Genomic DNA, 22,595 nt, shown 5'->3' with positions numbered 1-22,595 from the left:
GAACTCGATCTGTGGACCCGGATCCTGGGCGGCGGTGAGGACGTTCCGGGGGTTCGGCTGGATCCGGCCGAGGACACCTTCGGCACCCAGGGGCATCTCACGCTCGATCTGCCTGCCGAGGTCACCGAGCCGCTGCTCACCAGCGTCCCCGCCGCTTTCCACGGGCGGGTCAACGACGTGCTGCTCGCCGGGCTCGCCCTGGCCGTGGCCCGGTGGACGGGGCGGGAGCCGGTCCTGATCGATCTGGAGGGACACGGCCGGGAGGAGATCTTCCCCGGAGTGGACCTGTCCAGGACCGTCGGCTGGTTCACCACCATGTACCCGGTCCGGCTCGACGCGGGTCCGGCGGACTGGAGCGACCTGAGCGGCCCCACCGCCGCCCGGGCGATCAAACGGGTCAAGGAGCAGCTCCGGGAGATCCCGGACAACGGCATCGGGTACGGCCTGCTGCGCCGCCTCAACCCGGACACCGCCGCCCGGCTGGGCGGGTACCCCGTCCCGGAACTGGCCTTCAACTACCTCGGCCGGGTGGACGCCGCCGCTGAGGCGGACTGGTCCCCGGCGGCCGAGGCCGACGCGGCCGGCGGCGGTCACGCGCCCGGCCTCGCGCTGCCGCACGCCCTGGAGGTCAACGCCCTCACCCGGGACACGCCCGAAGGGCCGCGGCTCCGGGCGACCTGGTCGTGGGCGGGCCGGCTGTACACCGAGGAACGGGTCAGGGAGCTGGCCGAAGCGTGGTTCGCCGCCCTCGCCGGCCTGTCATCGCACGCGGGCGGCGGTCTGACCCCTTCGGACCTGCTGATCCCGATCAGTCAGGAAGAGATCGACGCGTTCGCGGCGGAACTCGACGCGGAGTGGAGCGCCCGATGACCTCAAGCGGTCCGATGTCCCCGAGTGGTCCGACGTTCTCAAGCGGTTCGACGTTCTCAAGCGGTTCGACGTCCCCGTCCGAGCAGGCGGGCCGGGTGTCCACGGCGGGTCCGGGAACCCAGCTCGAGGACATCCTGCCGTTGTCGCCGCTCCAGCAGGGCCTGTACTTCCACGCGGTCTTCGACGAGGCCGCGCCCGACGTCTACACCGCCCAGCTCATGCTCGACCTGGAAGGCCCCCTCGACGCGGACAGACTCAGGAGCGCGGTCGCCCGGCTGCTGGAGCGCCATCCCAACCTGCGCGCCTCCTTCCGGCAGCGGGTCGGCGGCGAGCCCGTCCAGCTGGTCCACCGCCGCGTCGAGGTCCCCTGGCGGGAGATCTCCGGCGGTGACCCGGACGCCGTGGCCGCGCAGGAGCGGGCCCGCCGCTTCGACCTGGCCCGGCCGCCGCTCCTGCGCGTCGCCCTCGTGCGGACCGGGCCCGCCAGGACCCGGCTGATCTTCACCAACCATCACATCCTGCTCGACGGGTGGTCCACCCCGCTGCTCGCCGCCGAGCTGCTCGCCCTCTACACCGGGGCCGAGCCGCCGTCCGCCCCGCCGTACCGCGACTATCTGGCCTGGCTCGTACGGCAGGACCGCGCCGCCGCCGCGGACGCCTGGAAGCACGCCCTGCGCGGCCTCGGCGGTCCCACCCTCGTCGCCCCCGATCCGGCGGGCAGGCCCCCGGCGGAGCCCGGCCGCGTCCGCGCCCACCTCAGCGAGGACCTCACCGGCCGGCTCACGGCCGTCCTGCGCTCCCGTTCCCTGACCCTCAACACCGCGGTCCAGGGGGCGTGGGCGCTGCTGCTGGCCCTGCTGACCGGCCGGGACGACGTCGTCTCCGGCTGCACCGTCTCCGGTCGCCCGGCCGAGCTGCCCGGCGTCGAGCGCATGATCGGTTTGTTCATCAACACCCTCCCGGTCCGGGTGCGGCTCCGCCCCGAGGAGACCCTGTCCGGTCTCCTGACCCGCATCCAGGCCGAGCAGGCCGAACTGCTGCCCCACCACCACCTCGGTCTCGCCGAGATCCAGCGGCTGCACGGCTCCGGCCCGCTGTTCGACACCATGACGGTCCTGGAGAACTATCCCCTGGACGCCTCGGCGGCGGAGGTCGGCGGCGGGCTGCGGCTGCTGGGGGCCGGGGGGAGCGACGCCACCCACTATCCGCTCGCCCTGGCCGTCGTCCCCGGCCGGCGCCTGTCCCTGCGGCTGGACCATCAGCCGGACGTCTTCTCCCGCGCCGCCGCGCTCGCCGTCCTCAACCGGCTGTCCCGGCTGCTGAAGATCGTCGCTGCCGACCCCGACCTGCCGCTGTCCCGGCTCGATCTCCTCTCCGCGGAGGAACGCGCCCTGGTGGGCGCGGAAGTCATACCAGTGCAGACCGGATCGTACCGGGATATACCGGACATGACCGCCGCGCTCCCGGGCCGGGGGACGGGCGTGGCCACGGGCGCACCGGCGGAGAGCGCGACCATCGTCAGCGCCTTCGCCGACCAGGTGGAGCGGACCCCGGACGCCGAGGCGGTCGCCGGGGACGGGGTCTCCCTCACCTACGCCGAGCTCAACGGGCGGGCCAACCGGCTCGCGCACCGGCTGATCGAGCTGGGCGTGGGACCGGAGACGCCGGTCGCGGTCCTGCTGGAGCGCTCGACCGAGGTGATCACGACGACCCTGGCGATCGCCAAGGCCGGGGGGACGTACGTGCCCGTCCACCACGGCTACCCGCCCGACCGGATGAGCTGGGTGATGGCCGACACCGGCGCGCCCGTCCTGGTCACCGACCGCGAGCCCGGCTTCGCCCACGCGGCCGCGGTGGTCCGGACGGACTCCCCGGCGGTCCCGGGCGCCGGCGGCGAGGTGCGCTACGTGCCGGAGTACGACCCGAACGTGAAGATCCACTCCGACCAGCTCGTCTACGTGATCTACACCTCGGGCTCGACGGGCACTCCCAAGGGCGTGGCCGTACGGCACCGCGACGTCCTCGCCCTGGCCGCGGACCACCGGTGGACCGGCCGGCACAGGCGCGTGCTGATGCACTCGCCGCACGCCTTCGACGCCTCCACCTACGAGATCTGGGTGCCGCTGCTGACCGGCGGCACGGTCGTCGTCGCCCCGTCCGGCGAGCTGGACCCGGTCACGCTCGCGCGCCTGATCGCCGAACACCGCCTGACCGCGCTGTTCATCACCACCGCCCTGTTCAACCTGGTCGCGGAGGAGGCGCCGGGCACGTTCGGGGCGCTCGCGGAGGTCCTCACCGGCGGGGAGGCCGCCTCGCCCGCGGCCATGCGCCGGGTCCGCGACGCGTGCCCGGACACCGTCCTCGGCCACGTCTACGGCCCCACCGAGGCCACCACCTACGCCACCTACCACGCCGTCGAGGCGGTTCCCGAGAACGGCGCCGCGCCGCCCATCGGCCGGGCCATGGACGGCATGCGGGCCCACGTCCTCGACCGTTTCCTGCGGCCGGTCCCGCCGGGCGCGATCGGCGAGCTGTACCTGTCGGGTGTGGGCCTGGCCCGCGGCTACCTGGGCCGTCCGGGGCTGACCGCCGAGCGGTTCACGGCCTGCCCGTACGGCGCCGGCGAGCGGATGTACCGGACCGGGGACCTGGCCCGGTGGACCGGCGACGGCGAGCTGGAGTACGTGGGACGGGCCGACTTCCAGGTCAAGATCCGCGGGTTCCGGATCGAGCTGGGGGAGATCGAGGCGGTGCTGTCCCGGCATCCCTCGGTCGCGCAGGTGTCGGTGGCCGTCCACGACAACCGCCTGGTCGCCTACGTGGTCCCCGCGGGCCCGGGGGCGGGGACCGCACCGGCGGAGGAGGTGAGGGACTCCGCGGCAACGGCGCCGGACGAGCTGCGGGCGTTCGCGGGGGAGACCCTGCCCGAGTACATGGTCCCGCAGGTGATCATCGGCCTGGACGCGCTCCCGCTCACCCCGAACGGCAAGGTGGACCGCGCGGCCCTCCCCAAGCCGGATGTATCGGCATCCGGGAGGCCGCCGCGGACTCCCGAGGAGGAGCGGCTCTGCCGCCTGTTCGCCGAGGTGCTCGGCCTGGACCGGGTCGGCGCCGACGACGGCTTCTTCGACCTGGGCGGCGACAGCATCGCGGTCATCCAGCTCGTCTCCCGCGCCCGCCGGGAGGGCCTGGAGATCAGCCCCCGCGAGGTCTTCGCCGGGCAGACCGTCGAGGCCCTGGTCCGCGGCGGCTCCTCGGGCCGGGAGGTGCTGCTCCCGCTGCGCGCGGCGTCCGCCGCGTCGCCGTCGCCGCCGCTGTTCTGCGTGCACCCGGGCGCCGGCCTCGGCTGGCCGTACTCCGGCCTGCTCCGCCATCTCGGCCCGGAGCAGCCGGTCTACGCCTTCCAGGCGCGGGTGCTGTCCGAGCCGGACTACACGGCCCCGTCGATCGAGGCCATGGCCCGGGACTACCTCGCCTGGCTCCGCCGGGTCCAGCCGCGCGGGCCGTACCGGCTGGCGGGCTGGTCGATGGGCGGCCTGATCGCCCACGCCATGGCCGTCGAGCTGCGGGAGCGCGGCGAGGAGGTCGCGCTGCTGGCGATCCTCGACGCCTATCCGCGCCCGGTCCGCAGGAGCACCCCGGACGAGCAGGAGGTGCTGTCCGAGCTGCTGGCCGCGGTCGGTTACCGGGGGCCCGCGGAGATCGACGACATCGTCGCCTTCGTGCGGGCGCAGGGAGGCCGGTACGCCACCCTCGACGAACCGACCCTGCTGGCGGTCTACCGCAACTACCGGAATGGTGTGAAGATCTCCCAGGAGTACGAACCCCGGGTCTTCGACGGGGACGTGCTCTTCGTCACCGCGGCCCACGGCCGCGAGGCGGACAGCCCGACGGCCGCCGACTGGAAGCCGTACGTCACCGGCATGATCGAGGACCGCTCGGTCGCCTGCGATCATGAGAGCATGCTCAACCCCGGACCGGCCGCGGAGATCGCCGCGCTGCTCGGAACCGCGCTCCGCAGAAGGGAACCGTGATGACCAACCCGTTCGAGAATCCCGACGGGACCTACCTGGCCCTGATCAACGACGAGGGCCAGTATTCCCTGTGGCCCGCCTGGGCGGAGGTCCCGGCGGGCTGGACCGTCGCCTTCGGCGAGGACACCCGCCAGGCGTGCCTGGAGCACATCGAGGCCAACTGGACCGACATGCGCCCCAAGAGCCTGATCCAGGCGATGGGCGAATGACCTGGCTGCGCTGCCCGCGGCCGCGGCCGCGGGCGGCCACCCGGCTGGTCTGCTTCGCGCACGCGGGCGGGTCGGCCACCGCCTACCGCGAGTGGCCCGCGCTGCTGCCCGAGTCCGTCGAACTGCACGGCGTGCAGCTCCCCGGCCGGGCCGACCGGTTCGGCGAGCCGTTCCCGGAGAGCTTCCAGTCCATGGCCGCCGAGATCGCCGCCGAGACGGTCCCGCTGCTGGACCGGCGCTTCGCGCTGTTCGGGCACAGCATGGGCGCGCTGCTCGCCTACGAGGTCACGCGGTTGCTGGAGGAACGCGGGCTCGGCCCGGTCCGGCTGTTCGTGTCGGGCTGCAGGGCGCCGCACGAGATCCGGAGGGACGACCGCCGCCTGTCGGAGCACGACGACGACCGCCTGGTGTCCGAGCTCACCCGGCTGGGCGGCACCGACGCGGAGATCCTCACCCACCCGGCGATGCGGGAGCTCATCCTCCCCTACGTCCGCGGCGACTTCCGGCTGATCGAGAACCACCGTTCCCGCCCCGGCCCCCCGCTGCGCACCCCGATCTCGGTCCTCATCGGCGACGCCGACCCGGTCGTCACGGCGGCCCAGGGCAAGGCGTGGGAGGCGTGCACCGTCTCGGACTTCTCCCTGGCGGTCTTCCCCGGCAACCACTTCTACCTGCAGCCGCTGCGGGAGCGGGTGGTCGCCGAGGTCGTCCAGACGCTGAACGGGACGTTCAGATGATCAGAGCGAAGCAGTCCGGCCGGTAGTCCTCGGGCAGCGGCCCGGAGACCTCCAGCGCCTTGTTGACGTAGGAGAGCATGACCGGGTCCAACGTCTCCAGGTTGTGCCCGATGGCGCCCTCGACGAGTCCCTTGAGCGGGCAGTCGTCCTGGAGCAGGCGGTTGCTGACCTGCTCCCGCGGGCCCTCGATGAAGGTGGAGGCGGCCTCCTGCTCGGCCTCGAGCCCGAGGGCGGTGTAGCTCACGCCGGGCTCGACCATGGACGGGGCGTTGAGCGCCTTCATCAGGTCGGAGTCCGAGCGCAGCTCGTCGCAGACGGTCTCCCACCCGCAGCTCTTGCCCAGCTCCTTAGTGATCTTGTGGTGCGGCGCCCCCAGCGTGATCAGCTCCGCGACCTTCCCCGCCCCGCCGTCGAAGCGCATGTAGGCCCGGGGCACGACCCCGCCGAGGCTGTGCCCGACGATCGCCACCTTCTCCGCCCCGGTGGCCTGCAGCACCCCCTCCACGAAGATCCCCAGCGCCTCCGCCGACTCCCTGATCGACCGGCTCCACCCGTAGTCGAAGGAGAAGACGCAGTAGCCCTGCTTGCTCAGGTACGGCGCCGCCACCGGCCAGGTGACCGCCCCGGTGCTCTTGGCGCCGTGCACCAGCACCACCGGGTACGGCGTGCTCTCGCGCGGGCGGCAGCCGAAGTCGTTGGCCTCGCCCAGTCCCTCGGAGGCCATCCGCCTGGCGTCGGCGACCCGGTCGGTCCTGGGCCGCCCGTCCGGCCCGGACGCCGTCTCCCGGTTCAGCAGCGTGTCGGCGGCGAAGACGAGAACCGCGAGGCCGACTGCGGCGCACAGGATGACCACGGCGATCTGACCGAGACGGAGCTGTCCCACGATCTCTCCTCCGGAGGAATCCAGAAGGGCAGCTTGTCCCGTGACTCCTCCCGGGGTCTATGGTCCGGCCGCGCCGCTTCCCCGGCGAACTTGGCATCGCCGTACAAACCCACCACGAGGACGAAGATGAGGACGTGCACCGCGATCCGGTAGCGGAAGGGCCGGAAGGATCCTCCCCGGATGGACGGCCAGGTCGGGGCCGCACGTCCCCGGACAGGAACCGCGGACGGCCATCCGGTGAGTTCTGCCGAAGAAACGCGGCTCCTTGGGCGGGAAGTGCCCATGAGGCCGGGCGGGCGGGCCGTTACCGTCACCCTGTGGGTGAACGTGTGGTGATCGCGCTCGGCGGCAACGCCATGACGGCCTCCGACGGCAGCGCCTCTCCGCAGGACCAGCGCCGCGCGGTCACGGAGGCGATGCGCCATGCCGCCGCGCTGATCGCGACGGGCCACCAGGTCGTCCTCACCCACGGCAACGGCCCGCAGGTCGGCAACCTGCTGCTGAAGAACCAGCTCGCCGCGGACGTGGTGCCGCCGGTGCCGCTCGACTGGTGCGGGGCGCAGACCCAGGCGACGATCGGCACGCTCATCCTCAACGCGCTCGAAGGCCGCGCCGCCGTCGTGGTCACCCGCACGCTCGTCGACCCCGGCGATCCGGCCTTCCGCGATCCGGTCAAGCCGATCGGCCGCTACTTCACCGAGGCCGAGGCCCGCCGGTTCATGGAGCTCGGCCAGACGTGGCGGTGCTTCGAGCGCGGCTGGCGCCGGGTGGTCCCCTCCCCGGAGCCGCTGCAGATCCTCGACGCGCCCGCGGTGGCCGCGCTGATGGCCGCCGGGTTCGTCGTGGTGGCGGCGGGCGGCGGGGGAGTGCCCGTGGTCCGCGACCGCGAGGGGCGGCTGACCGGCGTCGAGGCCGTCATCGACAAGGATCTGGCCGCGACCCTGCTGGCCCGCACGGTCAGGGCGGCCGTCCTGGTGATCGCCACCGACGTGCCGCAGGCCGTCGTGGGGTTCGGCACGGAGCACGCCCGCCCGATCGGCGCGATCACCGTCGCCGAGCTCCGCGAGCTGCAGGCGGCCGGGCACTTCGCCGAGGGCAGCATGGGCCCGAAAGTGGAGGCCGCCCTGCGTTTCGTCGAGCACGGCGGGAACCGGGCGGTCATCACCTCGCTGGAGAACATCGCGGCGGCGGTCGCCGGGCAGGCCGGAACCGTCGTGCGAAAGTAAGACGACCGACTGGAAGGTTGGAAGGTGGCTGGAATGCCGGAACCGATCGAAGTGCGCAAGGTGACCATCGAGAGCGTGACCGACGCCTCCGGGCTGGAGAAGCTCATCGACGACGGGATCATCGAGGCGCACCGGGTGCTCGCGGTGATCGGCAAGACCGAGGGGAACGGCGGGGTGAACGACTACACCCGCATCCTGGCCGACCGCGCCTTCCGCGAGGTGCTGGCGGCCAAGGGCCACCCGTCGCCGGAGAGCGTGCCCCTGGTGTGGTCCGGCGGCACCGACGGCGTTCTCAGCCCGCACGCCACGATCTTCGCCACGACCGCGGACGCCGAGCCGGGCGACGAACCGCGCGTCAGCGTCGGCATCGCGATGAGCGAGGTCATCCTGCCCGAGGACATCGGCCGTCCCGCCATGGTGGAGAAGGTCGCCGCCGGGGTCCGCGAGGCCATGAAGATCGCCGGCATCGACGACCCCGCCGACGTCCACTACGTGCAGACCAAGACGCCGCTGCTGACCCTGGCCACCATCAACGACGCCAAGTCGCGCGGGAAGGACGTGGTGACCGAGGACACCGGCCCGTCCATGGACATCTCCAACTCCACCACCGCGCTCGGCATCGCCGTCGCCCTCGGCGAGATCGAGATGCCCTCGGCCGAGCAGATCCACCGCGACCTGTCGCTGTACTCCTCGGTGGCGTCCTGCTCCAGCGGGGTCGAGCTCGACCGCGCCCAGATCGTGGTCGTCGGCAACGTCCGCGGCATCGGCGGGCGCTACCGCATCGGTCACTCGGTCATGAAGGACGCGCTGGACGCCGACGGCATCTGGGAGGCGATCCGCTCCAGCGGCATCGAGCTGCCCGAGCGCCCCCACCCCTCCGACCTGGAGGGCCGCCTGGTCAACGTCTTCATGAAGTGCGAGGCCGACCCCTCCGGCAGCGTCCGGGGCCGCCGCAACATCATGCTCGACGACTCCGACGTGCACTGGCACCGCCAGATCAAGGCCGCCGTCGGCGGCGTGGCGGCCTCGGTCACCGGCGACCCCGCCGTGTTCGTCTCCGTCGCCGCGGTGCACCAGGGTCCCAGCGGCGGCGGCCCGGTGGCCGCCATCGCCGACCTCGGCTGACCCGTCACCCCCACACCAGGTAGACGATCACGAGAGTCGCGGTGAACGCCAGGGCCTCGACCGCGTACCGGACCGCCCGCGTGATCCGCGACTCCTCGAACCGCGCGCCGCCCTCGGCCGTCTCCATCATGACCTGCCCTCCTCCGTCCGATGAGAGGATCCTGTCTCGCGCCCGGACCCGGCCGCATGGGTCCCGTGTCCCGACTTTTCCGGGACTCCGGGACACCGGCCCCACGCGTTCCCACTCTTCCGACGCCCCCGGTAGGCTCCGGGTTCGTGCCGAGCATTCCGCAGCCCCTGGTCCCCGACGACGACGGCGGCGCCGACGCCGCCGTGGCGTCCGCGCTCGCGGCCTTCTCCGCCGGTACGGCGGACCCCGCCGAGGTGATCTCCGCCCTGAGCGGAGCCCGGCTGCTGGTCCCGGTGGTGGCCCTGCTGACCAGCTCCGAGGTCGGCGAGCACGGGCTCAGGCAGGAGAAGGAGAGCGAGATGGCCCTCCCCAAGCTCGTCGGCAAGGACGGCCGGGAGGCGGTGCTCGCCTTCACCGGGGCCGAGACGCTCGCGCGCTGGCGCCCCGACGCCCGCCCCATCCAGGCCACCGTTCCGCAGGTCTGCCAGGCGGCCGCGCACGAGAACGCCGCGGCCGTGGTGATCGACGTGGCGGGCCCGGCGCCGTTCGTGATCGAGGGCGGAGTGCTGGCGGCGTTCGCCGCCGTGGAGTCGGGGACGGTCGATCAGCTGGGCGCGGAGGTCCCGGGAATCACCGTGGCGCGGATGGCGGAGGCCCATGAGCCCCACGACGCCCATACGGCCGCTGAGGCCCCCAGGCGCCGGCGCTTCGGCTGGCCGCTCCGGAGGCGGACCTGATCGCTCCTGAGGTGAACCTGACGGCCCGCCCGCCGGGACGGCTCCGCTGAGGACCCGGGCGTGGGCCGTGCCGGTTCTCCCGTCTCAGCCCCCGGGCCAGCGCTCGGCGATCAGGTCGTACACCCGGGGGTTCCCCCAGTAGGCGCTGTGCGCCGCGAAGACAGAGGCCCCGGAGTCGACGCGCTCGTCGGCGATGCCGCTCTCGCCGGGCCACACCGGCCCGGCCAGGAAGGAGAGCAGGTCCGACGGGTCGTAGATGTTCAGCCAGGGGGTGAAGGGACGCGTGCTGATTCCCTCGGCCCGGTAGGTGAGCGTGTCGAGCGCGTCCATGAGGTACAGCAGCGGGGCCTGGCTGCCGACGGTGACGAGGAGTTTGACGCGGGGATCCATGGTCCGGCCGGCGAGCAGGTCCACCGCGGCTATCCCGCCCAGGCTGTGCCCGAGCAGCACGACGGGTCGCCCGCCGGGCAGTTCGCCGAGCGTCCGGGTGATGTGTTCGCGGATCACCGCGCCGCGGCGGAGATAGAACGCGACATCGCGGGCGAAGCCGGCTATGGGTTCCAGCAACGCGGCGCGGCGCCGTATCGCGAGGCGGGTCACCAGGGGGGAGAGGATCTTCAGCGCCTGACCGGCTACGAACGACCTCTCATGCGACGTCACCGCGGTCGCGACGACGTCGACGACCCGATCACGGGTGGCCGCGTCGGAGCAGATGCGGGGCGGGATCTCAAGGGTGAGGCACGCGCCGAGCACGCGGGCGACCACCGCACGCGCGACCGCCTCCACCAGTTCCGGGTGGTCGGCGGATCCGAGCCGGACGGCGGCCTGCCCGGCATGGCCGCGGGCCGCGACGTACTCCATGGCCTCGCGCACCGTCTCGACGGATACGCCGGCCTCGGCTATCGGGCCCTCGGCGGGGATCGTCCCGCGGAGCCGGCCGCTGATCTGCTCCGCGGGGGAGAGCGCACCGGGAGAGAGCGCACCGGGGGAGACCTCACCGGGAGAGAGCGAGGTCTTGTCACGAGGGGCCGTCTCGGCGAGGATCCGCAGCTCCAGCAGCGGGTCGGCGACGAGCAGCTCCCAGCTCACGATGTCGATCGCGGCCTGGCCGATCTCGTCTTCCTCCAGGAGGTCCCCGGTTTTCTCCAGGATGTCCTCGGCGGAGAGCCCGTCGCTCTCTACCGGCAGCGCCGCGTCGATGTCGAGCGCCTGCGGGCCGACGGCGCGTCCCCACTCTGCGGCGATCACTCTGTCGCAGTCCACGTCCAGGGCTGCGAGACCGTCACGGATCCGGGAGAGCAGGCCGGAGACGTCCCGTGCGCCGGTGCCGTGCACGAAGAGCAGCGAAGCGCTCACCGTGATCGCCTCCCCGGCTCCTCCGGAAGGATGGAGCATGGACTCACCGACAAGAATCACGCTATAAGACAAATCGGACATAATTATTTATGTCCGGCAAAATTCTGCGCCTGCTCGGTAAGGCCGCACTCCCGGGTGCCCGGGGTCGCTACCGGGTGGACGGCAGATGCCGCTGAGGCCCCCAGGCGTCGGCGGTCCGGTTGGCCACGACGTGGACGAGGTTGATCGTCAGGATCGCCGGGGCGATCACCGCGATGAAGCCGCCGAAGTCGCGCTCGAAGACCAGGGCCAGGATCACTGCGGTCACCCCGTTCTGCTGGGCCAGGCCGAGATGGATCCGGTCGATCGCCGGCAGGCCGTGGGTGAGCACCAGCGCCGCCAGCATCTGGGCGGCGAAGGCGGCCAGCCCGAGCAGCACGCCCATGCCCATGTTCGCCCCGCCCACCAGCAGCAGCCCCATCAGGAACGCCGACAGCGCGAACGCCGCGCTCACCGCGCGGGCCAGCCAGCGTGAGTCGGGCAGCCGGAGATAGAGCCCGGCGGCCGCCAGGCCGAGCATGAGCGAGCTCCACGCGGCCGACACGACCGCGGTCACCGCCGCCACGTAGCTCAGCACCGGCGGGGCGTTCCTGACCAGCCGCCACACCAGGTAGGCGACCAGCGCGAACAGAGCGTTCAGCCCGAGGTCGGCGAAGTAGGCCGCCGCCTGCCCGCCGTGCTCCGAGCCGCTCACCAGCGCCGCGGCGTACACCGCCAGGATGATCGTCACCGGGTCGTCGAAGGAGGACCAGGCTCCCAGGATCGTCTTGGCCCGGGCGGAGAGGCGGTCGTCCCGCATCACGGAGGCGACCGAGAGCGGGTCGATCTGGGCGACCACCACGGCCATGATCAGGGCGCGCGGGTCCTGCGAGACCAGGTAGACGACCCCGGCGATGAACGCGGTCTTGAGGATCACCCCGACGGTGACCGCCAGCACGATCAGCCGGGTGTGCTCCCGGGCCTCGGCGCGGTCGATGCCGTGCGTGCTGCCGTACAGGCCGACGGCCAGCAGCAGGCTGCTGAACAGCACGTAGGCGGAGGAGTTCTCCAGCCCGCTCAGCCCTCCCAGCTCGGCGGCGAGCCAGCCGAGGCCGACGACGACGATCAGGAGCCCGATTCGGGCCAAGACTCGCTCCCTTGGATGGATCGCAGATGGCCCCCGCGCTCCCGGGGGCGTTCCCGCTGGTTGATGGGGGGAAGGGTGAAGTGACCGCGGATCGTGTCCACCAGTTTCGCCATCTTGTCGTCGGCGACGTCCACCTTGCGCTGGTCGAGCGTCACGCCGATCAGATACCGGGTCTCGTCGACCCAGTAGAAGTACAGCGCGCCGCGCTCGACGTCGAGGACGGTGCGGATGAGGATGCCGCCCTCGATCCGCCGGAGCTGCCGGTTGAGCCGCCCGGTGAGCCAGTTGAGCTGATGGCCGGCCTTCAGGTAGATCCCCCTGCGCTGCTCCTGGTCGGTCTCGTGGAAGAAGTGCGCCAGGTCGGCGTCGTCGAGCACGTCGGTGTAGAAGCAGCAGCGCCCGTCGGCGTAGTAGGCGACGAAGTGCAGGTCGTCCTGGTCGAGCATGGCGACGCAGCTGCCGACCGACTTCTCCACCGACGGGCCGATGCCCGGCATGGTGCGGATCAGGATCTCCGACTCGCCGATCACCTTCCGCTTGGTGGCGGTGGGCATCGGGCCCACCCCGGCGTCGAGGTAGGGCAGGTAGAGGCCCCTGTTGTACTGGATGAGCAGGTAGACGCCGGTGGTGAAGGCGAAGGCGCTCACCCCCGTGGTGATCAGCCCGTGCAGCTCGCCCGGGATGCCGCCCCGCCCCAGGACCGGGCCGAACGCGGCGGCGAACCCCAGGACGCCCTCCCCGGCCGCGGTGACCGTCAGCGCGATCACCATCAGCACCGGGAGCCGGGCCCGGATCCGGCCGAGCACCGTGGCGATCAGCGCGAGGGACAGGATCACGACGACGACCGTGACGGCGCGGGAGACGTTGTAGTCCTCGCCCTCGATGTACCAGGCGAGGATCTCCAGCAGCACGGGCAGCAGGACGAGGGACGCGATGACCGCGGGGAGTCGTGCGAAGCGATCCCTGTCCACGCGATCCGGCCCTTCTCCCGGCGGAAGTGGCATCAGCGTCCATGATCGGCTCTGTGGCCGTCAATGACTCCTGAGGTCATACGTCTACTCCTGGGGTCCTATGTCTACTCCGGACGTCACACGTCCCGCCACCCGTTCGGCGCCCGGCGCGGACGCGGAGAGTCCGGCCGGGCTATGGTCGGTCGGTGGCCATCCTCCCCCTCGCGGCGGCCCTCGCCGGGCTGCTGATCGGCCTGTGCGCGCGCGCCCCGGTGGTGCGCCACTCGGTGGCCGAGGGGGGACCGCTCCGGTCCGGCTGCCCTTCCTGCACGGCCCCGCTGCCCGGCGCGCGCGGCTCCGGTCTCCGCGCGGCCGTCGCCGCCCGGTGCCGGGACTGCTCCGTACGGCTCGGGCCGCCCCCGCTGACGGTGGAGGCCGTCACGGCGCTGCTGCTCGGGGCGCTCGCCTGGAAGGCCGCGGCGGGCGGGACCGCGCCGGGGGCGGCGGCGCCCCTGCCCGGCGTCGCCTGGGCCGCGTGGGCGACGGAAGCCGCGCAACTGGCGGAGCTCGCGGAGCTGCTCGCCTTCTGCTGGCTGGCCGTGCTCTGCACCGTGCTCGCCTTCGTCGACCTGGCCGTACGGCGGCTGCCCGACCGGTTCACCCTCGCCGCAGGCCTGGGCGCCGCAGGGCTGCTGACGGTGGCCGCCGCGACCGGGGGACGATGGCGGGACCTGCTCGGGGCGGGACTGGGCGGGCTCGCGCTGGCGGCCTTCTACCTGCTGCTCTTCCTGGTCAACCCGGCCGGGATGGGCCTGGGCGACGTCAAGCTCGCGGCTGCCCTGGGCGTCGGGCTCGGCTGGCTCGGCCGGGACGCCCTGATCGCCGGGGCGTTCCTGGGCCTCCTGGCGGGCGCGCTCTACGGGGCGGCGCTGATCGCCCTGCGCCGGGGGAGCCGCAAGAGCGAGTTCCCCTTCGGCCCCTTCATGATCATCGGTGCCTTCGCCGTGATCCTCTCCTGACCGATCCCGTACGGCCGGGAGCCCCGGGAGCGGACGCCGGAGCGTGATCGGGGAGCGCCGGAGCCGGACGGGAGGACGCGACGGCCGGGCTCCCGTCATCCGGCGGGAAGCCCGGCCCGGAGTGCGGTAGAACGGTGGTGGACACCGGTCGTCGTGATGCCGTTCCCCGCAGGAGGACTCCCCTCATGTCCCGTACGTGGATCACCCGGCCGGAGAGCGAGCGGGACCTCCCCGCGATCCGCCGGGTCAACCTGGAGGCGTTCCCCACCCCGCTGGAGGCCGACCTCGTCGAGGCGCTGCGCGCCGACCCGGCGTGGATCCCCGGCCTGTCCATCGTGGCGGTGGACGGCGACGGCGCCGTCGCCGGGTACGCCCTGCTCACCCGCTGCCACGTCGGCGACGCCCCGGCCCTGGCGCTGGGTCCCTGCGCGGTCCCGCCCCGCCGCCAGAAGCAGGGCGCGGGATCGGCCGCGATCCGCGCCGGTCTGGAGACCGCCCGCGCCATGGGGGAGAACCTCGTCCTGGTGCTGGGCCACGCCGCCTACTACCCCCGGTTCGGCTTCACCCGGGCGTCCGCGTACGGGATCCGCCCGCCCTTCGAGGTCCCCGACGAGGCGATGATGGCGCTGGTGTTCGACGAGACCCTCCCGGTGCCGAGCGGCGTCATCGCCTACCCTCCGCCCTTCGGCGTCTGATCCCGGAGAAACGCCGGATTCCGGGCGTCAAAGAGTCGTTCCGTCAGGCGGGGAGGGCCGGCACCACCAGTTCTTCGCCGATGAGCTCGTTCAGCCGGCGAGCCTGGTCGTCGTCGAGAAGCATCAGCACCGACGCCTGACCGTTGTCCATGGCGTGGAACCTGCGGTCGCCGTCCTCCAGCTCGCCCATCAGATAGGAGACGACCAGGGGGTCGGCCCAGTCGTCGTCGACGTCGGCGGTCCAGCGCCGCCGCCGGCCGCCGGCGGTGTACTCGATCCAGGCCTCGCCGGTCCCGAGGTCGACATGGTCGCGCAGGTCGGTCAGCGCGTCGGGCCGGCCCGCGATCCGGCAGAGCTGCCGGGCGATCCGGACGTACGATCCGGGGCCCTCGACGCACTCGGTGTCGAAGTTCCACACGCGGTCGGAGAACCGGCGCCCCCACGGCTCCGCCTCGACCTCGATGCCCAGCACGAACAGCAGCAGGGTGAACGGCTCGTGCTCGTACTCCTCGCGCGGGAACGAGTGCAGCAGCTCCTCCACGCTCCTGCCGGGCGCGAGGCCGAGGCCGAGTCCGGCGAGCGCCGCGAGCTGGTCCTCCAGCGTCATGTCCAGCGTCACGGCGTTCGAAAGGAGAGGCCGCGCCCGGCGAGGGTCTCGCGGAGGATGCGCACCGCCTTCGGTCCCACGCCGTGCAGCGCGAGGAGCTCGGCCTCGGTGACGCCGGCGAGCTGCTCCAGGCGGGTGTAGCCCGCGGCCTCCAGCGCGCCCCGGGCCGGGGCGCCTATGTTCGGCAGATCGTTCTCCGCGGTTCCCATGGTTCTCCTTCCTCCGGTCCTGGGATTACCCGTCCTCGAGGCGGCGCAGCAGGGAGCGCTTGGCCGCGGTGAACTCGTCGTCGGTGAGCACGCCCGAGCGGTGCAGCTCGCCGAGTTCGCCCAGCCGCCGGATCACGGTGTCGTGACTCTCCAGTTCGGCGACGCGTCGCAGCAGCGCGTCCTGCCCACCGGACTGGCCGGCCGGCGGCGCGGGCGGCTCCGCGCGCAGGCGCGCGAGCCGGGCCAGCACGGCGGCGGCGACCAGGGCGGTCGTGCCGCCGTAGCGCTGCACGCCCCAGGCCAGGCAGTGCACGTCCTTCTCCGGCGCCCTGGCGGGCGGGCCGCCCTTGAGCCGGAAGCGGAGGAAGCCGTAGCCCAGGCCGTGCTGCGGGGCCCACTCCACGCCCTCCACGTCCGGCAGCGAGAACGCCTGCGGGCCCGCCGACTCCTTGCCCGAGGCGGCGAACAGCGTCCACTCCAGGCGGATCCGCTCGCCGTCGAAGCTGACCGTGCCGTCGCCCGCCGAGGCCGACACCGGGACGGCGGGGCCGGGCAGCAGGAAAGCCTCGGCGGGGCCGTTCGGCACCTGCTCCAGCATCAGGGCCGTGCGCACCTCGTCGACGAGGTACTCGGCCGCCCCGGTGCGATCCTTGGGGACGGCCAGCCGGTAGGGGTCGGCGGAGCCGGTGAGCCGCCCGGCGACCACGTCGGTCAGCGGGTCCGCGCCCGGCCGCAGGCGGAGCTGGACGCCGCCGCCCTTGCGTGACGGCTCGAACGACACGCCGCCGATGGCCGCGAGGGGGACGGCCAGCTCGCCGAGCGTCCTGCGCAGCTCGTGGACGTCGTCTCCGCCCGGCACGATCCGCAGGACCTCGCCGTCGAACGTCCACGCCCCCTCCGGGACCAAGATCTCGGTCATGCCCGTCACCATAGGACATTTCCGGTGTGCTGCGATGTGCCCCCGTCCCCTCTGGGGCGAAGCAGTCGGAACCCGGCCTCAGAACAGGGTGACGGGGTCGCCGAGCCGTACCGGTCCCGGCGCGACCACCGTGGCCAGCGCGTCCAGCCGCATGTCGTGGGAGCGCGCGATGGCCCGCAGCACCAGCGGCGAGTGGGGGAGGTCCTGCTGGGCCTCGTTGACCATCACGCACCGCTCGCTGGAGCGCACGAGCTCCACGCGCAGCGTGCCGCCGATCAGTGCCCCGCGCCCCAGCCACTCGTCCTCCACGAACGGGCGGGTCCCGGGCGGGGTGCGCAGGAGGAGGTTCGGCCGGAAGCGGCGCTCGTCGACCGGGACGCCGGGGACGGCCGCGCGCACCCAGTCGAGGGTGGCGGTGGTCAGGACGCTGAGCGGGAGCTGGTCGAAGTGCGAGATCTCCGCCTCGCGGGCCAGCTCGACGTCGTCACGGCCGAGGTGGCGGCGGAGATAGGCGGTGGCGTCCGGTACGGCGGCGCCGTACGGATCCAGCAGCTCGGGCCACTCGGCCCCGTCGCGGTAGCGGGAGCGCAGCCGGAGCAGGCCGTCCATCCGGCGGAAGCGGCGCGTGTTCTTCCCCGAGCCGAACTTCCCCTCCGCGTCGCGCACCGCGAACAGGCGGTCGCCGACGATGCCCCGCGTGTCGGCGTGCGCCCGTTCCAGCAGCTCACCGCCCGTCGACTTGATCGGATACCGCCAGATCCGCTCGACCGTTCCCATGGTGATCGCCACGGGCGAGACGCTACCGCAGGACGGTGATCGCGATCATTCGTCCACCGGGCGCCCCGGCGGACCGTCCCCCACGGCCGGGGATCGGTCGGCCGGTTCACATGAACCGGCCGGGGCGGGGCATAGGGGCGATCATGAGCTTGGAATGGGAACAGGTCATCGTGGACGCGGCCGATCCGGCGTCCCTGGGCCGCTGGTGGGCCGAGGCGCTCGGCTGGAAGGTCGTCAACGACGCGAGCGACGAGTTCGAGATCCGCCCGGAACCCGATCGCCTGCCCGGGCTGCTCTTCGTGCCCGTCCCCGAGTCCAAGACCGTCAAGAACCGCCTCCACCTGGACTTCCGGCCCGACGACCGGGACGCCGAGGTCGAGCGGCTGCTGGCGCTGGGCGCGCGCCCGGCCGACGTGGGGCAGGGCGTGCAGCCGTGGGTCGTCCTGGCCGACCCGGAGGGCAACGAGTTCTGCGTGCTCGGCGCCCGCCGCTGAGCGGCGTCCGGCAGGTCGTGTCCGGCGGCCGATGTCTCATCAGGTGAGCTGGGACCATTCCAGTGGGCGGCACGTGGAAGACTTGTCCCCATGTTGCGCTGGTTGACCGCCGGAGAGTCCCACGGCCCTGAGCTCGTCGCGATCCTTGAAGGACTGCCCGCAGGGGTGGAGGTGACGACGGCCGACATCGACCGTGCCCTGGCTCGGCGCCGCCTGGGCTACGGCCGCGGCGCCCGGATGAAGTTCGAGCAGGACGTGGTCACCGTCGTGGGCGGCGTACGGCACGGCCGCACGCTCGGCAGCCCGGTGGCCGTCCGCGTGGGCAACACCGAGTGGCCCAAGTGGGAGACCGTCATGGCCGCCGACCCGGTGGACCCGGCGGTGCTGGAGGGCCAGGCGCGCAACGCGCCGCGCTCGCGCCCCCGGCCCGGCCACGCCGACCTCGCCGGCATGCAGAAGTACGGCTTCGACGACGCCCGCCCGGTGCTCGACCGGGCCAGCGCCCGCGAGACCGCGGCCCGCGTCGCCCTCGGCCAGGTCGCCAGGAACTTCCTCAGGCAGGCCCTCGGCGTCGAGATCGTCAGCCACGTCGTCTCGATCGGGGCGGCGCAGACGACCGAGGGCGTCGTGCCCGGCCCCGGCGACATGGACGCCGTCGACGCCGACCCGGTGCGCTGCATCGACCCGGCCGGCAGCGCCGCGATGGTCGCCGAGATCGACAAGGCCCACAAGGACGGCGACACCCTCGGCGGCGTCGTCGAGGTGATCGCCTACGGCCTCCCGCCGGGCCTGGGCAGCTACACCCACTGGGACCGCCGCCTCGACGCGCGGCTGGCCGCGGCGCTGATGGGCATCCAGGCGATCAAGGGCGTCGCGGTCGGCGACGGCTTCGAGACCGCGCGCCGCCCCGGCTCCCGCGCCCACGACGAGATCGAGAACACCCCCGACGGCGTCCGCCGCATCACCAACCGGGCCGGCGGCGTCGAGGGCGGCATGACCAACGGCGAGCCGCTGCGCGTCAGCGCCGCGATGAAGCCGATCTCCACCGTGCCGCGGGCGCTGGCCACGATCGACGTGCTGACCGGGGAGGCCGCCAAGGCCCACCACGAGCGCTCCGACGTGTGCGCGGTCCCGGCCGCCGCGATCGTCGCCGAGGCGATGGTCGCGCTGGTCCTGGCCGACGCGGCGATCGAGAAGTTCGGCGGCGACTCCGTCGAGGAGGTCGCCCGCAACCTGTCCGGATACCTCTCCTCAATGGTGATCAAGTAAATGAGCGGATCGGGAGCTGCAATGGGGCCGCGTGCCGTGCTGATCGGCGCCCCCGGATCGGGCAAGACCACCGTCGGCAGGCTCCTGGCCGAGCGGCTCGGGGTCGCCTTCCGCGACACCGACGCCGACGTGGAGGCCGTGGCGGGCAAGCCGGTGAGCGACATCTTCGTCGAGGACGGGGAGGAGCGCTTCCGGGAGCTGGAGGCGGAGGCCGTACGGCGGGCGCTGGCCGAGCACGACGGGGTGCTGTCGCTGGGCGGCGGCGCGATCCTGGCCGAGGCGACGCGGGAGCTGCTGACCGGCCGCCCGGTGGTCTACCTGGAGGTCGGCCTGTCGCAGGCGGTGTCCAGGGTGGGCCTGGGCTCGGCCCGGCCGTTGCTGGTCCTCAACCCGCGCAGCCAGCTGAAGAAGCTGATGGACGCCCGTCGCCCGATCTACGAGGAGCTGGCCGCCGTCAAGGTCGCGACCGACGGGCGCGGGCCGGGCGAGATCGCGGACGAGATCGTCGAGGGGCTGGGCGCATGAGCGGGGGCGAGGCGCCCGTGACGGCGCGCCTGGAGCGGCTGGCACGGCTGGCGCGCGTGGCGGGGACGGCAGGGGCGGCGGGAGCGGCCGCGGCGGCGAATCTGAAGAAGGTGCGGCGATGACGGTGACCAGGATCCCGGTCCCCGGTGAGGCGCCGTACGACGTGGTGATCGGCACCGGGGTCCTCGGCGAGCTGCCGGGGCTGCTCGGGCCGAAGGTCCGCACCGTCGCGGTGGTGCACCCGGCGAGCCTGCCGGAGATCGCGCGCCCGGTGTGCGGCGCGATCGAGGCGGCCGGATACGAGGTCGTGGCGCTGCCGGTGCCCGACGCCGAGCAGGCCAAGACCGTCGAGGTGGCCGCCGAGCTCTGGTCGGCCTTCGGCCGCTACGGGATCACCCGGTCCGACGCCGTGGTCGGCGTCGGCGGCGGGGCCACCACCGACCTGGCCGGCTTCGTGGCCGCCACCTGGCTGCGCGGGGTCAAGGTCGTGCAGGTCCCGACCACCCTGCTCGGCATGGTGGACGCCGCGGTCGGCGGCAAGACCGGCATCAACACCCCCGAGGGCAAGAACCTCGTGGGCTCCTTCCACCCGCCGGCCGGGGTCCTGTGCGACCTGGCCACGCTGGTCTCGGTGCCCCGCGACGACTACGTCGGCGGCCTCGCGGAGATCATCAAGGGCGGCTTCATCGCCGACCCGGTGATCCTGGACCTCATCGAGGCCGACCCCGAGGGCGCCCGGCTCCCCGAGGGGCGGCACACCCGGGAGCTGATCGAGCGGAAGATCCGGATCAAGGCCGAGGTCGTCGGCGCCGACCTGCGCGAGGGCGGGCTGAGAGAGATCCTCAACTACGGCCACACCCTGGCCCACGCCATCGAGCGGGTCGAGGACTACCGGATGCGCCACGGTGAGGCCGTCGCCATCGGCATGGTCTACGCCGCCGAGCTGTCCCGCCTGGACGGCCGGATCGGCCCCGAGGTCGTGGAGCGCACCCGGTCCATCCTGAGCTCGGTCGGCCTGCCCACGGCCTACCGCCGGGAGGCCTGGTCCGCGCTCCGCGATCACATGCGGCTGGACAAGAAGAGCAGGGGCGCCACGCTGCGCTTCGTCGTCCTGGACGACCTGGCCAAAGTGTCCCCGCTGGAGAACCCGCCGGAGGATCTGCTGGAAGCCGCCTACCGCGCGGTCGCCCGATGACGGGGCCGGGGGCGGCCCCGACGCGGCGAGCGGAGCGGGCGGCGAAGGACGATTCGCCCGCGCGGCGAGTGAGGAGCGGTGAGTAACCAGATGAGGCGCGTCTACGTTCTCAACGGCCCGAACCTGTCCCGGCTCGGCACCCGCGAGCCCGACGTCTACGGCGCGGAGACCTTCGCCGACCTGGCCGCGCTCTGCCGGGAGACCGGCCGGGAGCTGGGCCTGTCGGTGGAGGTCAGGCAGACCGACGACGAGGCGGAGCTGGTGGCCTGGCTGCACGAGGCGGCCGACGCCAGGATCCCGGTCGTGCTGAACCCGGCGGCGTTCACCCACTACTCCTACGCGCTGCGCGACGCCATCGCCCAGCGCACCGCGCCCCTGGTGGAGGTGCACATCTCCAATCCGGCCGCGCGGGAGGAGTTCCGGCACACCTCGGTGGTGGCCGCGGTGGCCACCGGCACCATCGCCGGGTTCGGTCTCTCCTCCTACGTCCTGGCGCTGCGGGCCATAGCCGACGCCGCCTGAGCGGCCGGGCGGGGCGGCTGAGGCGCCCGGGCCTACGAGGTGTAAGTTCTCCCCATAAATTGAAATTTGTACTTTTTGTAGACGAATGACCGGTTGCGGCTGAGCGCCGCGATCGCAGGACCGGGGGATCCGTGACGCGCTATCGCTCCTTCGTCGCTCTCGGTGACAGCTTCACCGAGGGGCTCAACGACCCCGCCGTGGACGGCGACGCCGTCGGCCCGGCCGGGGCCGGCCGCTTCCGCGGCTGGGCCGACCGGGTGGCCGAGCGCCTGGCCGCGCTCGAGCCGGAGTTCCGCTACGCCAACCTCGCCGTGCGCGGCAAGCTCATCGACCAGATCGTCGCCGACCAGGTCCCGGTCGCCGTGGAGATGCGCCCTGATCTGGTCAGCTTCTGCGCCGGGGGAAACGACCTGCTCCGGCCGGGCAGCGACCCGGACCGGATGGCCAAGAAGCTGGCGGGGGCCGTACGGGATCTGCGGGCCACCGGGGCCGAGGTGCTGCTGTTCACCGGGGTGGACCCGCGTGACACTCCGATCATGCGCCGGGCCCGCGGCACCTTCGCGACCTTCTACCTGCACGTGCGGTCCATCGCCGACCTGTACGGCTGCCGCCTGGTCGACCAGTGGTCGATGCAGGGCCTGCGGGACTGGCGGGCCTGGAGCGACGACCGCCTGCACATGAACGAGGAGGGCCACCGGATCGTGGCCGCCAGGGTGTGCGAGGTCCTCGGCGTTCCCGGCGAGGACGACTGGCGGGTGACCTGGCCGCCCCGCGAGAACGTGGACCCCCGGGCCAAGCGCCGCGAGGACGTGCAGTGGGTGCGCACGCACCTGGGGCCGTGGGTCGTGCGCCGCCTGCGCGGACGCTCCTCCGGCGACGACCTCGACCCCAAGCGCCCGGACCTCAAGCCGTTCGCCGAGTGATCGTCCGCGCTGCCGTACG

General features: G+C 73.0%; 25 protein-coding genes. 16 read left to right on the top strand and 9 right to left on the bottom strand.

All coding sequences use genetic code 11. From position 1 onward, the window contains the following. The 4 genes from Plo01_RS29985 to Plo01_RS29970 all read left to right on the top strand — a co-directional run. Window positions 1–870 (top strand): condensation domain-containing protein (locus Plo01_RS29985; RefSeq protein ID WP_239317323.1); only part of this gene is annotated, 870 nt, incomplete at its 5' end. A 95-nt stretch (window positions 871–965) separates the two neighbouring features. Then, complete coding sequence (locus Plo01_RS29980; protein ID WP_239317321.1) at window positions 966–4,904, top strand: non-ribosomal peptide synthetase; 3,939 nt, start codon at window positions 966–968, stop codon at window positions 4,902–4,904. Further along, window positions 4,904–5,113 (top strand): MbtH family protein, encoded by a 210-nt coding sequence (locus Plo01_RS29975; protein ID WP_275415438.1) that lies wholly within the window; start codon window positions 4,904–4,906, stop codon window positions 5,111–5,113. The genes Plo01_RS29980 and Plo01_RS29975 overlap by 1 nt, the downstream gene beginning before the upstream one ends. After that, on the top strand, window positions 5,110–5,850 hold the full coding sequence (locus Plo01_RS29970) for a thioesterase II family protein (RefSeq protein ID WP_203894072.1): 741 nt from the start codon (window positions 5,110–5,112) through the stop codon (window positions 5,848–5,850). Before Plo01_RS29975 ends, Plo01_RS29970 begins: the two co-directional genes overlap by 4 nt. Here the strand turns inward: Plo01_RS29970 and Plo01_RS29965 are convergent. Beyond that, window positions 5,843–6,733, bottom strand: a complete 891-nt coding sequence (locus Plo01_RS29965) for an esterase/lipase family protein (RefSeq protein ID WP_203894071.1) — start codon at window positions 6,731–6,733, stop codon at window positions 5,843–5,845. The two genes, Plo01_RS29970 and Plo01_RS29965, sit on opposite strands and share 8 nt — an antisense overlap. A 317-nt stretch (window positions 6,734–7,050) precedes the next feature. Here Plo01_RS29965 and Plo01_RS29960 point away from each other — a divergent pair, with 317 nt between their 5' ends. After that, complete coding sequence (locus Plo01_RS29960) at window positions 7,051–7,959, top strand: carbamate kinase (protein WP_239317320.1); 909 nt, start codon at window positions 7,051–7,053, stop codon at window positions 7,957–7,959. Between the two features lie 33 nt (window positions 7,960–7,992). After that, window positions 7,993–9,084, top strand: coding sequence for a barbiturase (bar, locus tag Plo01_RS29955; protein ID WP_203894070.1), 1,092 nt, complete (start codon window positions 7,993–7,995; stop codon window positions 9,082–9,084). A 4-nt stretch (window positions 9,085–9,088) separates the two neighbouring features. On the opposite strand, the gene Plo01_RS41135 is transcribed toward bar, so the two are convergent. Then, on the bottom strand, window positions 9,089–9,214 hold the full coding sequence (locus Plo01_RS41135; protein ID WP_275415437.1) for a hypothetical protein: 126 nt from the start codon (window positions 9,212–9,214) through the stop codon (window positions 9,089–9,091). A gap of 146 nt (window positions 9,215–9,360) precedes the next feature. Between Plo01_RS41135 and Plo01_RS29950 the strand changes: the two genes are divergently transcribed. After that, a complete protein-coding gene (locus tag Plo01_RS29950; RefSeq protein WP_203894069.1) occupies window positions 9,361–9,951 on the top strand; it encodes an SseB family protein in 591 nt (196 codons plus the stop codon). A gap of 84 nt (window positions 9,952–10,035) precedes the next feature. Here Plo01_RS29950 and Plo01_RS29945 read toward each other — a convergent pair whose 3' ends face one another. From Plo01_RS29945 to Plo01_RS29935, 3 genes are all read right to left on the bottom strand, one after another. After that, entirely contained in the window at window positions 10,036–11,307 is a 1,272-nt protein-coding gene (locus tag Plo01_RS29945; protein WP_203894068.1) for a lipase family protein, read from the bottom strand. A 148-nt stretch (window positions 11,308–11,455) separates the two neighbouring features. Then, window positions 11,456–12,472: a cation:proton antiporter gene (locus Plo01_RS29940; RefSeq protein WP_203894067.1), complete on the bottom strand. Its 1,017-nt coding sequence runs from the start codon at window positions 12,470–12,472 to the stop codon at window positions 11,456–11,458. After that, complete coding sequence (locus tag Plo01_RS29935; protein ID WP_203894066.1) at window positions 12,451–13,443, bottom strand: hypothetical protein; 993 nt, start codon at window positions 13,441–13,443, stop codon at window positions 12,451–12,453. The genes Plo01_RS29940 and Plo01_RS29935 overlap by 22 nt, the downstream gene beginning before the upstream one ends. A 185-nt stretch (window positions 13,444–13,628) precedes the next feature. Here Plo01_RS29935 and Plo01_RS29930 point away from each other — a divergent pair, with 185 nt between their 5' ends. Both Plo01_RS29930 and Plo01_RS29925 read left to right on the top strand, forming a co-directional pair. Further along, the gene (locus Plo01_RS29930; RefSeq protein ID WP_203894065.1) at window positions 13,629–14,441 is read left to right on the top strand and encodes a prepilin peptidase; all 813 of its coding nucleotides are present in this window, start codon (window positions 13,629–13,631) and stop codon (window positions 14,439–14,441) included. Between the two features lie 185 nt (window positions 14,442–14,626). Further along, the gene (locus Plo01_RS29925) at window positions 14,627–15,136 is read left to right on the top strand and encodes a GNAT family N-acetyltransferase (RefSeq protein ID WP_203894064.1); all 510 of its coding nucleotides are present in this window, start codon (window positions 14,627–14,629) and stop codon (window positions 15,134–15,136) included. Window positions 15,137–15,179: 43 nt separating this feature from the next. On the opposite strand, the gene Plo01_RS29920 is transcribed toward Plo01_RS29925, so the two are convergent. The 4 genes from Plo01_RS29920 to Plo01_RS29905 form a co-directional block, all read right to left on the bottom strand. Beyond that, window positions 15,180–15,755, bottom strand: a complete 576-nt coding sequence (locus Plo01_RS29920; RefSeq protein ID WP_203894063.1) for a hypothetical protein — start codon at window positions 15,753–15,755, stop codon at window positions 15,180–15,182. Continuing rightward, window positions 15,752–15,952 carry a helix-hairpin-helix domain-containing protein gene (locus Plo01_RS29915; RefSeq protein WP_203894062.1) on the bottom strand — a complete coding sequence of 67 codons (201 nt, stop codon included), beginning with the start codon at window positions 15,950–15,952 and terminating at the stop codon, window positions 15,752–15,754. The genes Plo01_RS29920 and Plo01_RS29915 overlap by 4 nt, the downstream gene beginning before the upstream one ends. 25 nt (window positions 15,953–15,977) lie before the next feature. Beyond that, a complete protein-coding gene (locus tag Plo01_RS29910) occupies window positions 15,978–16,871 on the bottom strand; it encodes a DUF4429 domain-containing protein (protein WP_203894061.1) in 894 nt (297 codons plus the stop codon). A 78-nt stretch (window positions 16,872–16,949) separates the two neighbouring features. Further along, a complete protein-coding gene (locus Plo01_RS29905; RefSeq protein WP_203894060.1) occupies window positions 16,950–17,660 on the bottom strand; it encodes an MOSC domain-containing protein in 711 nt (236 codons plus the stop codon). A 131-nt stretch (window positions 17,661–17,791) separates the two neighbouring features. Between Plo01_RS29905 and Plo01_RS29900 the strand changes: the two genes are divergently transcribed. From Plo01_RS29900 to Plo01_RS29875, 7 genes are all read left to right on the top strand, one after another. Continuing rightward, window positions 17,792–18,142, top strand: coding sequence for a VOC family protein (locus tag Plo01_RS29900; protein ID WP_203894059.1), 351 nt, complete (start codon window positions 17,792–17,794; stop codon window positions 18,140–18,142). Window positions 18,143–18,232: 90 nt separating this feature from the next. Continuing rightward, window positions 18,233–19,411: a chorismate synthase gene (gene aroC / locus Plo01_RS29895; RefSeq protein WP_203894058.1), complete on the top strand. Its 1,179-nt coding sequence runs from the start codon at window positions 18,233–18,235 to the stop codon at window positions 19,409–19,411. Between the two features lie 21 nt (window positions 19,412–19,432). After that, entirely contained in the window at window positions 19,433–19,936 is a 504-nt protein-coding gene (locus Plo01_RS29890; RefSeq protein WP_203894057.1) for a shikimate kinase, read from the top strand. Further along, a complete protein-coding gene (locus tag Plo01_RS41130) occupies window positions 19,933–20,058 on the top strand; it encodes a hypothetical protein (RefSeq protein WP_275415436.1) in 126 nt (41 codons plus the stop codon). Before Plo01_RS29890 ends, Plo01_RS41130 begins: the two co-directional genes overlap by 4 nt. Then, window positions 20,055–21,131 (top strand): 3-dehydroquinate synthase, encoded by a 1,077-nt coding sequence (aroB, locus tag Plo01_RS29885; protein ID WP_203894056.1) that lies wholly within the window; start codon window positions 20,055–20,057, stop codon window positions 21,129–21,131. The genes Plo01_RS41130 and aroB overlap by 4 nt, the downstream gene beginning before the upstream one ends. Window positions 21,132–21,221: 90 nt before the next feature. Continuing rightward, on the top strand, window positions 21,222–21,653 hold the full coding sequence (gene aroQ / locus Plo01_RS29880) for a type II 3-dehydroquinate dehydratase (RefSeq protein ID WP_203894083.1): 432 nt from the start codon (window positions 21,222–21,224) through the stop codon (window positions 21,651–21,653). Between the two features lie 131 nt (window positions 21,654–21,784). Further along, entirely contained in the window at window positions 21,785–22,576 is a 792-nt protein-coding gene (locus Plo01_RS29875) for an SGNH/GDSL hydrolase family protein (RefSeq protein ID WP_203894055.1), read from the top strand. Window positions 22,577–22,595 lie beyond the last annotated feature (19 nt).

The organism is Planobispora longispora, assembly GCF_016863135.1.
Classification (GTDB): domain Bacteria; phylum Actinomycetota; class Actinomycetes; order Streptosporangiales; family Streptosporangiaceae; genus Planobispora; species Planobispora longispora.
This window is presented reverse-complemented; position numbering and strand designations above follow the sequence as displayed.

Coding starts and splice junctions, on each gene's coding strand:
- bar (WP_203894070.1), top strand. CDS start 7,993: ATGCCGGAACCGATCGAAGTGCGCAAGGTGACCATCGAGAGCGTGACC.
- Plo01_RS29890 (WP_203894057.1), top strand. CDS start 19,433: ATGGGGCCGCGTGCCGTGCTGATCGGCGCCCCCGGATCGGGCAAGACC.
- Plo01_RS41130 (WP_275415436.1), top strand. CDS start 19,933: ATGAGCGGGGGCGAGGCGCCCGTGACGGCGCGCCTGGAGCGGCTGGCA.
- Plo01_RS41135 (WP_275415437.1), bottom strand. CDS start 9,214: ATGATGGAGACGGCCGAGGGCGGCGCGCGGTTCGAGGAGTCGCGGATC.
- aroQ (WP_203894083.1), top strand. CDS start 21,222: ATGAGGCGCGTCTACGTTCTCAACGGCCCGAACCTGTCCCGGCTCGGC.
- Plo01_RS29910 (WP_203894061.1), bottom strand. CDS start 16,871: ATGACCGAGATCTTGGTCCCGGAGGGGGCGTGGACGTTCGACGGCGAG.
- aroC (WP_203894058.1), top strand. CDS start 18,233: ATGTTGCGCTGGTTGACCGCCGGAGAGTCCCACGGCCCTGAGCTCGTC.
- aroB (WP_203894056.1), top strand. CDS start 20,055: ATGACGGTGACCAGGATCCCGGTCCCCGGTGAGGCGCCGTACGACGTG.
- Plo01_RS29975 (WP_275415438.1), top strand. CDS start 4,904: ATGACCAACCCGTTCGAGAATCCCGACGGGACCTACCTGGCCCTGATC.
- Plo01_RS29970 (WP_203894072.1), top strand. CDS start 5,110: ATGACCTGGCTGCGCTGCCCGCGGCCGCGGCCGCGGGCGGCCACCCGG.
- Plo01_RS29915 (WP_203894062.1), bottom strand. CDS start 15,952: ATGGGAACCGCGGAGAACGATCTGCCGAACATAGGCGCCCCGGCCCGG.
- Plo01_RS29925 (WP_203894064.1), top strand. CDS start 14,627: ATGTCCCGTACGTGGATCACCCGGCCGGAGAGCGAGCGGGACCTCCCC.
- Plo01_RS29900 (WP_203894059.1), top strand. CDS start 17,792: ATGAGCTTGGAATGGGAACAGGTCATCGTGGACGCGGCCGATCCGGCG.